Origin of the sequence: Parapedobacter flavus, assembly GCF_035818675.1 — a bacterium.
GTDB classification, from domain to species: Bacteria; Bacteroidota; Bacteroidia; order Sphingobacteriales; family Sphingobacteriaceae; genus Parapedobacter; species Parapedobacter flavus.
Genome location: NZ_JAYKZZ010000004.1, coordinates 225,982 through 240,008 on the forward strand (window position 1 = coordinate 225,982; position 14,027 = coordinate 240,008).

Sequence of the window (14,027 nt, forward strand, 5' to 3'; positions counted from 1 at the left end):
CGGTTAAGAAATGCCGAACGCGTTATCAGCTGTTCGATTAAGATGGATGTCGTGTTCGTCCGCTGCCCGATTTGCTTCTGCTACGAATGCTCCGCTGCGAATCAGTTGTTGGAGCGTGTTGATGTCGTCGGCAAAAATGCGGTCGCGTTCGGCCAAGGGCACATGGCGCCTAACCAGTGCATGGCAGGTTTCAAGTACGACCGACGAGCGGAGTGGCCTACGGAAATCAAGCGCCTGTGCCGCATATAAGAGTTCAATGGCCAAGATATATTCGAGATGGTCGATGATTTTATTCAATTTGCGGCCGCTGATGGAACCCATGGAAACATGGTCTTCCTGTCCGAGCGACGTGGGTATGCTGTCGGCACTTGCTGGGAAACAAAGGGTTTTATTTTCGGATACCAACGCCGCGGCGGTATACTGCGGTACCATGAAGCCCGAGTTCAATCCGGCATCCCGAATAAGCAATTTCGGAAGCCCGTAGCGGCCTTCGATGATCAGGTAACAGCGGCGGTCAGCTATATTTCCCAGTTCAGCAGCACCAATAGCTGCATAATCGAGGGCCATGGCCAGCGGTTGGCCATGGAAATTCCCGCCGCTAATCGTGTCATGCGGGCCTAAGATAATCGGGTTGTCGGTCACCGAATTGATTTCTATTTCGGTGAGGTCTTTAAGGTGGAGCCATGCTGCCCGTGATGCGCCGTGCACCTGGGGCATGCACCGTAACGAATAGGGATCCTGTACGCGCCCGCAGCCGGGGTGTGAATTGGCAATTTCAGAATGATGCAATAATTGCCACAAACGATGGGCAACCAGCTGATTTCCGGGGAAAGGCCGTATTTGATGCAAGCGCGCGTCAAAAGGTTGGTAAGAACCCATAAGCCCCTCCAGCGATAAGGCACCGATGATATCGGCGGCTTCCAAGGCATTATACATCCGGTACAAACCGTGTACCGCGTGGGCAGCAATAAACTGCGTGCCGTTGATCAGCGCCAATCCCTCTTTGGCGGCGAGTTTTAGTGGAGGCATGCCCCGTGCCTGCAATACTTCTTTTGCAGGCACCACATTCCCCTTATAATGTACTTGCCCAAGACCGATAAGCGGCAGGAAGAGGTGTGAAAGAGGGGCCAAGTCACCAGAGGCGCCCACTGATCCCTGTTCAGGCACAACAGGGATGATGTCCTGCTCTGCCATCCAGATGATGCGCTCGAGTGTACGCAGTTGTATGCCCGAATACCCCTGGGCCAATGCTTGCGCCTTGATAATCATCATGGTTTTAGCGACCGATTTGGAAATGGAATTGCCCACGCCAACCGCATGGCTTTTGAGTAAGTTATGTTGTAGGTTGGCTGTGTCTTGGGGACTGATGATCGTATCGCAAAGCGGACCGAACCCGGTGTTAATGCCGTATACCACTTCATGGTGGTTTACAATATCTTTCACATACGATTCGGATCGATCGATTTTATGCCTGTCTTTTGCAGAGAGCGTGCCGTGGAGCTTACCATGCGTTAGCGCCATGGTCTTTCCTATGGTGAGCTGGTCGGTGCCGTATCGGAAATTTTTCATCGTGTATTCACTGTGCTTGACTCGGTAATACGTATGGAAACCGCTTTTTACAATGGTAACCAATATTCGTTTTTTTCCAAAATAAAAACCAAATTTTCTCTCGATGATATCGACGGTTACGTCGTATTACTTAATTTTGACGGGATATGTCTGTATTCCGCTTTAAGCAATTTGCAGTTGATCAGTCGGGGTGCGCCATGAAGATAAATACAGATGGCGTTTTGCTAGCTGCTTCGGTGGTGGCCGATTTGCCCGGACGCATCCTCGACGTGGGTACGGGAACGGGCGTCATTTCCTTGATGCTTGCACAGCGTTTCCCTTCGGCAACGATCGATGCGATAGAAATTGATACATGGGCAGCTGATACTGCCCGGCGAAATTTCGCCGCCTCGCCTTTTGCGGCGAGGCTTATCAGTCACGCCGTATCGTTGGCTGATTTCAAGCCGGACGCTCCATATGACCTCATTGTATCCAATCCGCCCTTTTTTCTGCGTTCCCTTCAGAACAACGATCGACGGAAACGGATGGCAAGGCATACGGATATGGATTTTTTCGACGAATTACTAACCCGGTCGAAGCGGTGGTTGGGTGCCGCTGGGCGCTTACAAATCATACTGCCTCCCACACTGGCAGATGTGATCGGGCAGAGGGCTGCTGAGCAGTATGGGCTCAGTGTACAGTCGACGATGACGATCCGCTCTTTTGCTGCTCATCCACCGATAAGGCGCATTTTGTCTCTTGGCAGGCGGGTGAAGGAGGGTGTCGACGCTGCCGAACATGAATTCGTTATTTACGCGCACCGTGGTGTCTATAGTCCCGCGTATCACGAATTACTAAAACCGTTTTTTCTGGCATTTTGAGAATGCCTATCTTCGCCGGTACGGTATGACACGAGTAGGGTTACTTTCTGATACGCACGGATACCTCGACGAATCCGTTTTCATCCATTTCGATCGGTGCGATGAGATATGGCATGCTGGCGATTTTGGTAATATAGCCGTAGCCGATACGCTAGCGGCCTTCAAACCGCTGAAAGGCGTGTATGGTAACATCGATGGGCACGATATCCGTACCATCTATCCTGAACATTTGCGGTTTACCTGCGAAGCGGTTGATGTGTGGATGACGCATATTGGCGGCTACCCCGGTCGCTATAGCCCGCAGGTGAAGTCGGCGATCCAACAGGCGCCGCCGAAGCTTTTTATCTGTGGTCATTCCCATATCCTTAAAGTGATGTTTGACCAAAAGTTACAATGCCTGCATCTCAATCCGGGGGCTGCCGGGAAGCACGGCTGGCATAAGGTCCGGACGCTTTTGCGTTTTAGCATCGACGGTAACCGTATCGAAAACCTGGAGGTTGTCGAATTGGCCGTAAGGTGACTGTTGAATTACACTAAGTTTTTGTTTTTTATTTGTTTAGTGGCTTTTTTGGCTATTTTTGTGTCGTTTAAAAATGGGCTTAAATACACTAACTTTTACTTTTATTATGACGAAAACAACTACATTGGGTCAATTCATCATCGAAAAGCAATCCGATTTCCCGTATGCTAAAGGGGAGTTGTCGAGGCTCTTGCGCGATATCGGTATCGCAGCAAAAATCGTTAACCGCGAGGTTAACAAAGCGGGGCTTGTTGATATCCTCGGTGACAACGGCACAACCAATGTGCAAGGGGAAGGGCAGAAGAAACTGGATATATATGCCGACCAACAATTTATATCGGCGTTGCGGAGCGGAGGCGAGTGCTGCGTGGTCGCTTCCGAAGAGCACGACGAATGCATCTTCATCAACTCCAGGATATCGCAACATGCGAAATACATTGTCTGCATCGACCCGTTGGACGGTTCGTCAAACATCGATGTGAATGTGTCTGTAGGTACCATTTTTTCTATTTACCGACGCATCTCGAGCGATGGACCGGTGAAGCCAGAAGAGATTCTTCAAAAAGGTATCCATCAGGTTGCAGCTGGGTATGTGGTATACGGGTCATCAACGATGCTGGTTTATACGACTGGTAAAGGGGTGAATGGATTTACGCTAGACCCTTCCATCGGTGAGTTCTGCCTTTCACATCCCAATATGCAAATTCCACGTGATGGTACGATCTACTCGATCAATGAAGGTAATTACATCAAGTTTCCGCAGGGGGTAAAAGATTACATTAAATATTGCCAGATAGAAGATAGTGCAGGGAATAGACCGTATACATCGCGATATATCGGTTCGATGGTTGCCGATGTGCACCGCAACTTGATCAAGGGTGGGGTTTTCCTTTATCCTACAACGTCATCCCATCCACAAGGTAAGTTGCGGCTAATGTATGAATGTAATCCGTTGGCTTTTATTATTGAGCAGGCAGGGGGGAAGGCAACGGATGGTTACCGTAGGATATTGGATATCCAGCCTGAGGCCCTGCACCAGCGTACGCCGGTATTCATCGGCAGCATCGAGATGGTCGAAAAGGTGGAGGAATTTGTGCAGTTACCAGCAGGGGAAGCGTTGGCGGTAGGGTATTAGAGGCTGTCTCGCACCTCTAGCAAAAACGCTTTGAGACGTTGAAGTGAGTCGATAACCCGTTGATTTTCCTGCGCTTCATTTTTATTGTTCCGCAAGTATTCGCGTGCGCCCTGTAGGGTGTACCCTTTATCTTTGACAAGGTTGAAGATGATTTTAAGGTTCGCGATATCGTTTGGTGTGAAGAGGCGGTTTCCCTTTTTATTTTTCTTCGGTTGGATAATGTCAAACTCACGCTCGTAAAACCGTATCTGGGAGGCATTGACACCAAACATGGTGGTCACTTCTCCCATGGTATAATAGAGTTTGTTTATTTCGCGCTCTTTGTAGGGCATGTTATCAAGCTATCTTTTGATTGTCCGCTATCACAAAGATACAATATATTTGGATTATTAATTAATCAAACGACTGGTTCTCTTGTGAGGCGGCTTCCAAAACCGCCGCATATTCCATTGGTGTAAGATCGTTATAAATGAAGTTAATTGGGTTTACGGGTTTTCCGTTTTTGTGTACTTCATAGTGTAGGTGTGGCCCGGTTGATGTGCCGGTATTACCTACATATCCAATCAGGTCTCCTCGTTTTACCTGCTGACCTGCCTTTACGGCGATACGGCTCATGTGACCATATAGCGTTTTATAACTATATCCGTGGTTTACCACCACCCGTCGACCATAGCCACCGTCTAAGCCCGCAGCTTCCACTTTGCCGTTTCCGGTGGCGTAGATAGGCGTACCCGAAGGAGCGGTAAAGTCAATGCCCGTATGCATCTTCCTGATTTTGTAAACCGGATGGATCCGTACACCGAAACCGGAGATGCCCGTGCGTGCTTTTCGCGAGTCAACCGGTTGTATGGCCGGTATACTTGCCATCATTTCTGCCTTCGACTTGGCCATCTCTGTCAACTCGTCGTACGACTTCGACTGCACATAAAGGGCTTTGGATATGTAATCGAGCTTTTTGGCGGTCTCGACCATCAAATTCGAATTGCTGAAATGTTCGAGGTTTTTATAGCGATTCACCCCGCCGAATCCTGCTTTCCGCACATCAGGCGATATGGGGTCGGCTTCGAAGATAACGCGGTAGATGTTGTCGTCTCGATGCTGCATGTTTTCCAATGCCGCATCCACCTGTTTCATTCGATCTTGCATGATGTTGTATTGCAGCGCCATCTGGTCCACCTCCCGCTGCAGTTGCTTTTCCTTTGGTGAATCGATAAACGTAAACCCGATGTATAGCAAAAGCATGGCACAAGCGAATGAGCTGGTAAGGAACCCAACGGCCCGCCATGCCCAAGTGCGGGCGCTTGTTTTTATTTTTTCATACTTAAGCGTATGGGAATTGTAATGGTATTTCGCTTTTGCCATCTATACTGCTGACAATGGTTCCAAATCGGGTATGACGAATTGGACAAATATAATTAATTTTCTAATAAAAAATACGCTATTTGACGATGTCTAAAAACAGCGCGACTTTTTGTTTGAGTTGGCGCCGGTCAACAATGAAGTCGAGGAAACCGTGTTCAAGCAGAAATTCTGAGGTCTGGAAGCCCTTCGGAAGATCTTTTTTGATGGTTTCTTTGATCACACGTGGGCCCGCAAAACCAATGAGTGCCCCGGGCTCGGCAATGTTGATGTCGCCCAACATGGCATATGATGCGGTCACGCCCCCGGTTGTGGGGTCAGTCAACAGGCAGATGTAGGGTAGTTTGGCTTCATTTAACAGGGCGAGTTTTGCCGAGGTTTTGGCCATTTGCATCAACGAAAACGCGGCTTCCATCATGCGGGCGCCGCCCGATTTGGAAATCAGCATAAACGGAAGTTTATGCTGGAGGCAGTAATCAATGGATCGGGCTATTTTTTCGCCAACAACCGACCCCATGGAGCCACCGATAAAGGTGAAATCCATACACGCCAGTACAAGATCCCGGCCTTCCATCTTGCCATGGGCACAGCGGATTGCATCGTTCAAACCTGTTTTTGCATAGCTTTCTTCGAGCCGTTCGGTATATTTCTTCGTGTCTTCGAAGTGGAGGGGGTCTCCCGATCGTAGATTGGGGAAGAGTTCGGTGAACTGGTTGTCGTCAAATAGGATTGAAAAATAAGCAGCCGAGCCGATGCGCAAATGGTAACCACAATAGTGGCATACATATTTGTTTTCGATCTGCTCGATGTTCAGCAGCGGCTTTTTGCACGACGGACATTTGTTCCATAGGCCATCAGGCGCTTCCTTTTTATGCTCGGTAGCCGTACTGATCCCGGCCTTTTCACGTCTAAACCAACTCATGCAACTTATATTATGGGATGCAAACTTAGATAAAGTTGCGTGGATATGCAAGTGTCGTTAATGGGAGTGGTAAATGGAATAAAAAAAGGGTAAGCTACTTTTATCGCACCGCTACAACCCGATACCCTTGCTGTGTTCCCACCCTGGGGGATTCTCGAGGAGCTGGTCGTAAAAGACTTACCCACCGCAAAAGTAGCAAAAAATGTGGTACTTGCCAATAAAAATAACGCTATGGTCGCAAGGCGCTGGCTTGCAGTAAGGTTTATATCGCGCGATAAACTTTGCCCGGGAGGGCAACGACAACACCATGCATCTCCAGTTCGAGTAGGGTTACGGCGAGTTTGCTCTGTGGCCACTTCAGTTGTAGGGAGAGCGTGTCTATCGATAGTTCACCACCGGCATGAATCATGTCATACACGCGCTGCTGCGATGCGGTCAGTGCAACAGGCAGTTGGAGCTGTTTGGACTGTTTCGGTGCGGGCGCGAGTTCCCAATTCATCAGGTATTGCAAGTCTTTTGCGCCGGTAATCAGGTGGGCCCGATGCGTTTTGATTAAATAATTACTCCCTGCGGAAAACTCCTGATTCAGACTGCCCGGAAAGGCACACACGTCGCGGCTGTATGAATTGGCTAGTTCGGCGGTAATCAATGCCCCGCCCTTCGCCGCAGCTTCCACAACGATGGTCACATCGGCCAGCCCCGCGATGATGCGGTTGCGCATCGGGAAATTCTGTCGGTCGGGCTTGGTGCCCGAAGGAAACTCCGTGAGGAGCCCCCCACAAGTCAACATTTTTGCGGCCATTTCCCGATTGGCGGCAGGATAGATGCGGTCCAGACCATGTCCAAGCACACCCACTGTCGGTATTTCGTGGTTCAATGCATTGCGGTGTGCATAGCTATCGATGCCGTAAGCCAAGCCACTGATCACCGTAACATGGTACGGAGCGAGTGCTTTTATGAAATCGGCACAAATGGATTTCCCATAGGCGGTGGCATTGCGGGTGCCTACGATACTCACCATGCGTGGTGCATTCAAGTCGGTGTTTCCCCGATAATAGAGTAGCAACGGTGCGTCGGCGCACTCGGCGAGACGTTTTGGATAGGCCTTATCGCCCCAGAAAAGCGGTTGTATGTTGTGCTTTTCGATGAATTGAAGTTCTTTCTCTGCCACGTTGAAAACATCCGCGCTCGAAAGCCCTTCAATGACCCGGTTGTTTAAACCCTGTAAGCTGCCGAAGCCTTTCTTTGCCGCAGCAAACACCGCTTCCGCACTGCCGAAATAGGAGAGGAGATGACGACCGATTACCGGGCCGACACCGTTTACCTTGGTCAAAGCAATCTGGTGAATTAGGCTCATCTTGGATGGCAAGATATAAAAAACCTCGGATTCGAGTGCAAGAAACTTATTTATTTTTCTGCTACATTTGTCGTATGTCTGAAAACGAAACCCCCAAGCCCGAAGTCTGGATGCGTGGCCCGGTACCGGGCGTGCCGCCGTTGTTGCAGCCCGTTGCCCATGCGTTATTACAGGCTAAAGAAGAAGTAACGAGATATATGGATAGTTTTGATGATGCCTATTTATGGATGAGGCCGGCGGGTCGTGCTTCCGTGGGGTTCCATTTGCAGCACATCAGTGGCGTCGTCGATCGGTTGTTTACCTACGCATTAGCGAATCCATTATCCGACCAGCAGTTTGAATACCTCCGCGCTGAGGGACTGGAAGCGTCGCATATCCGGTCAAGTGATTTGGTGCTCGCCTTCGGAAAGCAGGTGGCGGCTGCTGTTACACAGTTACGCGAAACGGACGAAAGCACACTGACCGAGGTGCGCTATCTTGGCAGAAAGCGGGTGCCGACAACATTGATCGGTTTGTTGTTCCACGCTGCCGAACACACACAGCGCCACGTGGGGCAGTTGCTGGTGACGGTAACGCTTATTCCGTCCGTAGTGGGTAATGATCAGGCTTAAACCGGGATATAAACCACCTGCTTGGTTTCGAAAAAATCTTCCTCAAAATAGTCGGAAAGCGAATATACCTCCGCAGGCAGCCTCGCCTCCTTCAGCTCTTCGGCTAGATCGCCTCCCTTTAAATATAAGATGCCATTGGAAATGGCGTTTTGATGCTTTTTACGGAACTTGCCTGCCACCCAGGGGTAGAAATCGACCAGCCGAGTAACGGCACGCGACACCACGAAGTCGTATTTCTCATCCAGTTGTTCGGCGCGGATGTGATCGGCCTCCACATTTTCCAGACCAATGGCCGCGGCGACTTCCCGAACAACCTTGATTTTCTTGCCGATGGAGTCTACGAGATGGAATTGGACCTGCGGGAATAAGATGGCCAGCGGTATGCCGGGGAAGCCACCACCCGTACCGACATCCAATATTCGCGTGCCGGGCACAAAATTGGTGAATTTGGCAATACCCAGCGAATGTAGTACATGGTGAAGGTAGAGCTTGTCGATATCCTTACGTGATACCACGTTGATTTGCGTATTCCAATACGGATACAACTCACCCAATTGCCGGTACTGCTCCCGTTGCTTTTCCGAAAGCTTCGGGAAGTAGTGGTAAATGACAGCTACCCCGGGGTTTAACGTATTCATATCGGCTATTTCCATTGAATGTCCTTTTTGTACAGGGCGAAAAACCCGTTAATGCATATATACACATAGTAAAAGAGGTCGAGAAACGGCAACCACCATAGCAGTCCGGTTACCTGTAGTTTTTTCATGGTGGGTATGTAGATGACCAACTGCACAACGAACCGCAACAGGTACATGCCTACAACTACGTACCAATACGATGGGTACAAGACCCATGACACGATGGCCAACATGTAGAAAAGAAATGCGCTGACCAGCTGCGTGGCAAGCATCCGCCGATGCGACGGCCGGTAAGCCTTCGAGGCACCCGCGTGCCGCGTTTTCTGTTGGATATAGGCCGAAAACGTCGTTTTGGGTTCACTCCATACATGCGCCTCCGGTTCAATGCAGATGGCGGTGTTGTGCGGTGTGGCGTTCTGGTTAACGAACAGGTCATCATCGCCCGATGGGATATGCATGTGCGCAGCAAAGCCTTTGCCCCGGAAGAATAAACTTTTCGTATAGCCGAGGTTGCGCCCTACCCCCATATAAGCGTTACCCTTGAGGGCATAAGACAGGTAACTCATCGCAGTATGGAAGGTCTCAAAACGGATCAAGGCGTTCAGGCACCCCCGTCTTCTCGTGTACGGAGAGTACCCCAATATGATTTCCTCACCGCTGTCGAACGCATCTGCCATGTGTTGGAGCCATTGGTCCGATTGCGGTACGCAATCGGCGTCAGTAAAAACCAGGTGTTCGTATTGGGCAGCTTTAATGCCCAAGGTAACGGCGAACTTTTTGCCGTGTTTGAGGCGCACATGCTCCGCAATTTCGACGACCTTCAAATGGCTGTATTTGGTGCACAATTCTTTCAATAACCACTTGGTTTCGTCTTCGGAGAAATCGTTGACCAGTATGACTTCAAACTGGTGATAGTTCTGATGGAGAATTTTTGGTAGATTTTGCCGCAGATTTTCCTCCTCATTACGAGCACAGATGATGACCGATAAGGGTAAGGCTTTGGTGTTTTCTTTTGCTTGGGGTGTCTTATAAAAAGCGAGCCGACTGTAAACAAAAAGCAGAAAATACAATTGCAAAACCAGAAGCAACCCGCATACGCCTAGCAATAGGAATACGATGGGCGCTTCGGCAATTTGGCTGAGTATATCCATATATGCTGCCAAAGATAATATGTTAATTTGGAAAGAAAAAAGAGACGGTTCATATTATAGGCAGTATTCCATGATGGGGTGGTATCCGTAAAATTCGCTATTTTTGCGTCCGAATGAAATTTACGCTTCAAACCACAGATAAACAGTCGAAAGCACGTGCCGGTCTTATCGAAACCGCACATGGCACCATCGAAACCCCCATCTTCATGCCAGTGGGGACTGCTGGGACCGTAAAGGCGGTGCACCAACATGAGTTGGTGCACGATATCGGGGCACAGATCATTCTGGGCAACACCTACCATCTTTACCTACGGCCGGGACTGGATATCATGCAAAAAGCTGGTGGCCTCCACCGCTTCAATGGCTGGGAGAAGCCCATACTGACCGATAGTGGCGGCTACCAGGTGTATTCGCTCACCGAAGTGCGCAAAATCAAGGAAGAAGGCGTTACGTTCCGCTCGCATATCGATGGCTCGAAACACCTTTTTACGCCCGAGAATGTGATGGATACCCAACGGATTATCGGCGCCGACATCATCATGGCCTTTGATGAGTGTACCCCTTATCCCTGCGACTACCATTACGCGCGGCGCTCGCTAGACATGACCCACCGCTGGTTAAAACGTTGCTGCGATCGGTTTGATCGTACGGAACCACTTTACGGGTATGAACAAACATTATTTCCGATTGTACAGGGATCCGTGTATCGCGATCTGCGGGAAAAATCGGCTGAGACCATTGCGGGCTTCGGGCGCGATGGCAATGCCATCGGCGGGCTCTCTGTAGGTGAACCGGCAGAGGAAATGTATGCCATGACGGAAGTGGTCTGTGATATACTCCCCACGGAAAAGCCCCGCTATTTGATGGGTGTCGGTACGCCGGTCAATATTTTGGAAAACATTGCACTTGGTATCGATATGTTCGACTGCGTGATGCCCACGCGGAATGCGCGGAACGGCATGCTATTTACGAAAAACGGCATTATCAACATCAAGAATAAAAAGTGGGAGGCCGACTTTACACCGATTGATGCCGAAAGCGATCTGCTGGCAGACCGGGTATACACCAAGGCATACCTTCGGCACCTCATCCGGTCGCAGGAGATCCTGGGGGCGCAAATCGCATCGCTGCACAACCTCCATTTTTACCTATGGCTGGTGGGGGAAGCCCGTAAGCACATCCTGGCGGGCGACTTTCGCGAATGGAAGAATAAGATGATCACGCAATTGGGAGAGAAGTTATGAAGTGGCTGCGCATACCTTACTTAAATACCATAGACCGGTATATCATCGGCAAATACCTGAGCACGTTTTTGTTTACCATGGCTATCTTTACGGTCGTGGCCGTGGTATTTGATATCTCCGAGCGGTTGGACGACTTCATGAAACATGACGCGCCTTTCTCGAAAATCGTATTTGAGTATTATGCGGGGTTCGTGCCGTTTTACCTCAATATGCTTTCGCCGCTGATCAATTTCATCGCCGTGATTTTCTTTACAGCAAAAATGGCCGACCAAACGGAGATCGTACCCATTTTAAGTGGCGGGATGAGCTTCAATCGCTTTATCCGGCCCTATATGGTGGCCGCGACCGTGATCTTCTTGCTGAATTTTATCTTCAGTGTCTACATCATACCTCGTACCAATAAGCTGAAGGTAGGGTTTGAGCGCGTCTACGTGAAACCCGTGACGAACAATAGCAAGAGTTCAACCCACATGCAGATTGACGATGACACGTATGTTTATATCGATAATTTCGATAACAACCGCAAAGTAGGCTATAAATTTACGCTCGAAAAGTTTGACGACGGTGAGATGACAGAAAAGCTGATGGCTGAGCGCATCACTTGGGACTCCGTAAAAACCAACTGGCGTATCGAAAATTATTCCATCCGTCTCATCGATTCGCTGAAAGAAGAGATGATCAAGGGCTCCAGTATGGATACGGTGCTGGATATGACGCCGCGCGATTTCGAAGTGTATGACAATATCTTCACGGCGATGAACATGCGTGAGCTGAATGCCCGTATTGATAAGGAAGAGACCCGGGGTACGGGAATGATGACAGACCTGCTCTTGGAAAAGTACAAGCGGTTCGTTACGCCGTTGGCGGCCTATGTGCTCACCATTATGGGGGTTGCCCTGTCATCAAAGAAGGTCAGGGGCGGCATTGGATTAAGTTTAGGTATTGGTATTGCCCTGAGCTTTACGTATATCGTGTTCATCCAGTTTGCCACGATGTTTTCCCTCAAAGGTGGGCTTGCGCCGCTTATTGCGGTATTTATACCCAATGTTATTTTTGGCTTGCTGGCCGTTTATCTGCTGTATAAGGCGCCCAAGTAAGTAGGGTTTTGTTGAATCACATGTAGTTCGTGGCAACTACATGTGATTAGATCTGTATTACTATTTCGAAAACTGCCTGACTATACGAATGTCCTACGCATAGTCAAACACTGCTTCTTTGCTTTCCAGTTCAGAATATCCCATCAGGTATTCATCTACCTTTCGGGCACATTCGCGGCCTTCGGAAATGGCCCAAACCACGAGCGACTGGCCTCTGCGCATATCGCCGGCCGTGAAAACCCGACCAACGGATGTTTGGTATTCGCCTTCCGTCGCTTGCACGTTGCCCCGTCCATCAAGCTCCACACCGAGCTGCTGCACTAAGCCTTCATGCTGCGGATGCAAAAAGCCCATGGCCAGCAATACCAGTTCACAGGGCAGCTCCCGTTCGGATCCTTCCACTTCGACGAATTTCACGGGCCGCCCCAACGGGTCGCGTTCCCATTCGAGGTCCACAATACGCACGCCCTTAAGGTTTCCATTTTCGTCGGCTACAAACTCCTTGGTGCCAATACCCCATTCGCGTTCACAGCCTTCCTCGTGCGAGGAAGTGGTTTTCAGCAGCATGGGGTAGCTGGGCCACGGCATGGCCGTTGTGCGCTCCTTCGGTGGCTGGGGCATCAGCTCAAACTGGGTCACGGATTTCGCACCCTGACGATTGGATGTTCCCACGCAATCGGAACCGGTGTCGCCACCGCCGATAACGAGGACATTTTTGCCGGTCGCTAAGATGTCTTTTTCGGTAACCGGCGAGTTGCCCACCCGCTTGTTTTGTTGTTTCAGGAACTCCATGGCGAAGTGTACGCCATTGAACGCTCTTCCGGGTATATTTAAATTACGGGGGATGGTAGATCCGCCCGCTAATACCACGGCGTCGTAGGCTTGGAGTTCAGAGACCGGTACATTGCTGCCCACCTCTGCATTACAGCGGAACAGCACCCCTTCTTCTTCCATCAACTTCACCCGTCGGTCAATCACCCATTTGTCCAGCTTGAAATCGGGGATTCCATAGCGGAGTAAACCGCCCGGTTTATCATCGCGTTCATATACCGTTACCTCATGTCCTGCCTTAATGAGTTGTGCGGCGGCTGCGAGACCTGCTGGGCCGCTGCCCACGACGGCTACCCGTTTCCCGGTTTTCACATGTACCGGACGTGCTTTGATGAATTCGCGCTTGAATGCAATTTCGATGATGTGTTTTTCAATTTCTTCAATGGCCACCGGCGGGCGGTTGATGCCCAATACGCAGGCCGACTCACAAGGGGCCGGGCAAATGCGCCCCGTAAATTCGGGGAAATTATTGGTCGATGTCAATATTTTGTACGCATCTTCCCACCTGCCGTCATATACCGCGTCATTAAATTCGGGAATCACATTGCCTAATGGGCAGCCCGAATGGCAGAACGGTATTCCGCAGTTCATGCATCGCGCAGCTTGCTTGTTCAGCTCGTCATCACTGTAAGCATGTACAAATTCTCGATATGTTTTTTTACGGTCGGCGACAGCCTCCTTCTTCGGAAGCACCCGCTCAAACTCTTTAAATCCCGTTGGTTTTCCCATGTTG

The 14,027-nt window shown here is 49.9% G+C and carries 14 protein-coding genes and 1 other RNA gene; 6 read left to right on the top strand and 9 right to left on the bottom strand.

What is annotated here, in order from left to right:
- Nucleotides 1-3: 3 nt before the first annotated feature.
- On the bottom strand, nt 4-1,569 hold the full coding sequence (gene hutH / locus U9S71_RS04480) for a histidine ammonia-lyase (protein ID WP_326325576.1): 1,566 nt from the start codon (nt 1,567-1,569) through the stop codon (nt 4-6).
- Between the two features lie 197 nt (nt 1,570-1,766).
- On the opposite strand from hutH, the gene U9S71_RS04485 reads away from it, so the two are divergent.
- The 3 genes from U9S71_RS04485 (at nt 1,767) to fbp (ending at nt 4,084) form a co-directional block, all read left to right on the top strand.
- Nucleotides 1,767-2,429: a tRNA1(Val) (adenine(37)-N6)-methyltransferase gene (locus tag U9S71_RS04485; protein ID WP_326325577.1), complete on the top strand. Its 663-nt coding sequence runs from the start codon at nt 1,767-1,769 to the stop codon at nt 2,427-2,429.
- A 25-nt stretch (nt 2,430-2,454) separates the two neighbouring features.
- A complete protein-coding gene (locus U9S71_RS04490) occupies nt 2,455-2,949 on the top strand; it encodes a metallophosphoesterase family protein (protein WP_326325579.1) in 495 nt (164 codons plus the stop codon).
- 106 nt (nt 2,950-3,055) lie between these two features.
- A complete protein-coding gene (gene fbp / locus U9S71_RS04495) occupies nt 3,056-4,084 on the top strand; it encodes a class 1 fructose-bisphosphatase (protein ID WP_326325581.1) in 1,029 nt (342 codons plus the stop codon).
- Here the strand turns inward: fbp and U9S71_RS04500 are convergent.
- From U9S71_RS04500 to dprA, 5 genes are all read right to left on the bottom strand, one after another.
- Nucleotides 4,081-4,416, bottom strand: a complete 336-nt coding sequence (locus U9S71_RS04500; protein ID WP_326325582.1) for a MerR family transcriptional regulator — start codon at nt 4,414-4,416, stop codon at nt 4,081-4,083. The two genes, fbp and U9S71_RS04500, sit on opposite strands and share 4 nt — an antisense overlap.
- Before the next feature lie 61 nt (nt 4,417-4,477).
- Entirely contained in the window at nt 4,478-5,446 is a 969-nt protein-coding gene (locus U9S71_RS04505; RefSeq protein ID WP_326325584.1) for a M23 family metallopeptidase, read from the bottom strand.
- A gap of 76 nt (nt 5,447-5,522) precedes the next feature.
- Nucleotides 5,523-6,365 carry an acetyl-CoA carboxylase, carboxyltransferase subunit beta gene (gene accD, locus U9S71_RS04510; protein ID WP_326325585.1) on the bottom strand — a complete coding sequence of 281 codons (843 nt, stop codon included), beginning with the start codon at nt 6,363-6,365 and terminating at the stop codon, nt 5,523-5,525.
- Nucleotides 6,366-6,449: 84 nt separating this feature from the next.
- An RNA gene (gene ffs, locus U9S71_RS04515) (signal recognition particle sRNA small type) lies at nt 6,450-6,548 on the bottom strand.
- A gap of 79 nt (nt 6,549-6,627) precedes the next feature.
- Nucleotides 6,628-7,722 (bottom strand): DNA-processing protein DprA, encoded by a 1,095-nt coding sequence (gene dprA / locus U9S71_RS04520; protein WP_326325586.1) that lies wholly within the window; start codon nt 7,720-7,722, stop codon nt 6,628-6,630.
- Between the two features lie 74 nt (nt 7,723-7,796).
- Between dprA and U9S71_RS04525 the strand changes: the two genes are divergently transcribed.
- A complete protein-coding gene (locus tag U9S71_RS04525) occupies nt 7,797-8,333 on the top strand; it encodes a DinB family protein (RefSeq protein ID WP_326325588.1) in 537 nt (178 codons plus the stop codon).
- On the opposite strand, the gene rsmG is transcribed toward U9S71_RS04525, so the two are convergent.
- Both rsmG and U9S71_RS04535 read right to left on the bottom strand, forming a co-directional pair.
- Nucleotides 8,330-8,986, bottom strand: a complete 657-nt coding sequence (rsmG, locus tag U9S71_RS04530) for a 16S rRNA (guanine(527)-N(7))-methyltransferase RsmG (protein WP_326325589.1) — start codon at nt 8,984-8,986, stop codon at nt 8,330-8,332. The two genes, U9S71_RS04525 and rsmG, sit on opposite strands and share 4 nt — an antisense overlap.
- Complete coding sequence (locus tag U9S71_RS04535) at nt 8,977-10,122, bottom strand: glycosyltransferase (RefSeq protein ID WP_326325590.1); 1,146 nt, start codon at nt 10,120-10,122, stop codon at nt 8,977-8,979. The genes rsmG and U9S71_RS04535 overlap by 10 nt, the downstream gene beginning before the upstream one ends.
- A gap of 113 nt (nt 10,123-10,235) precedes the next feature.
- Between U9S71_RS04535 and tgt the strand changes: the two genes are divergently transcribed.
- Nucleotides 10,236-11,366: a tRNA guanosine(34) transglycosylase Tgt gene (gene tgt / locus U9S71_RS04540; RefSeq protein WP_326325591.1), complete on the top strand. Its 1,131-nt coding sequence runs from the start codon at nt 10,236-10,238 to the stop codon at nt 11,364-11,366.
- Nucleotides 11,363-12,463 carry an LptF/LptG family permease gene (locus tag U9S71_RS04545; protein WP_326325593.1) on the top strand — a complete coding sequence of 367 codons (1,101 nt, stop codon included), beginning with the start codon at nt 11,363-11,365 and terminating at the stop codon, nt 12,461-12,463. Before tgt ends, U9S71_RS04545 begins: the two co-directional genes overlap by 4 nt.
- Nucleotides 12,464-12,556: 93 nt before the next feature.
- Here the strand turns inward: U9S71_RS04545 and U9S71_RS04550 are convergent, their stop codons facing one another.
- Entirely contained in the window at nt 12,557-14,023 is a 1,467-nt protein-coding gene (locus U9S71_RS04550) for a glutamate synthase subunit beta (protein ID WP_326325595.1), read from the bottom strand.
- Nucleotides 14,024-14,027: the final 4 nt, after the last annotated feature.

Coding starts and splice junctions, on each gene's coding strand:
- U9S71_RS04490 (WP_326325579.1), top strand. CDS start 2,455: ATGACACGAGTAGGGTTACTTTCTGATACGCACGGATACCTCGACGAA.
- U9S71_RS04525 (WP_326325588.1), top strand. CDS start 7,797: ATGTCTGAAAACGAAACCCCCAAGCCCGAAGTCTGGATGCGTGGCCCG.
- U9S71_RS04545 (WP_326325593.1), top strand. CDS start 11,363: ATGAAGTGGCTGCGCATACCTTACTTAAATACCATAGACCGGTATATC.
- dprA (WP_326325586.1), bottom strand. CDS start 7,722: ATGAGCCTAATTCACCAGATTGCTTTGACCAAGGTAAACGGTGTCGGC.
- tgt (WP_326325591.1), top strand. CDS start 10,236: ATGAAATTTACGCTTCAAACCACAGATAAACAGTCGAAAGCACGTGCC.
- U9S71_RS04505 (WP_326325584.1), bottom strand. CDS start 5,446: ATGGCAAAAGCGAAATACCATTACAATTCCCATACGCTTAAGTATGAA.
- U9S71_RS04535 (WP_326325590.1), bottom strand. CDS start 10,122: ATGGATATACTCAGCCAAATTGCCGAAGCGCCCATCGTATTCCTATTG.
- accD (WP_326325585.1), bottom strand. CDS start 6,365: ATGAGTTGGTTTAGACGTGAAAAGGCCGGGATCAGTACGGCTACCGAG.
- rsmG (WP_326325589.1), bottom strand. CDS start 8,986: ATGGAAATAGCCGATATGAATACGTTAAACCCCGGGGTAGCTGTCATT.
- hutH (WP_326325576.1), bottom strand. CDS start 1,569: ATGAAAAATTTCCGATACGGCACCGACCAGCTCACCATAGGAAAGACC.
- U9S71_RS04500 (WP_326325582.1), bottom strand. CDS start 4,416: ATGCCCTACAAAGAGCGCGAAATAAACAAACTCTATTATACCATGGGA.
- U9S71_RS04550 (WP_326325595.1), bottom strand. CDS start 14,023: ATGGGAAAACCAACGGGATTTAAAGAGTTTGAGCGGGTGCTTCCGAAG.
- fbp (WP_326325581.1), top strand. CDS start 3,056: ATGACGAAAACAACTACATTGGGTCAATTCATCATCGAAAAGCAATCC.
- U9S71_RS04485 (WP_326325577.1), top strand. CDS start 1,767: ATGAAGATAAATACAGATGGCGTTTTGCTAGCTGCTTCGGTGGTGGCC.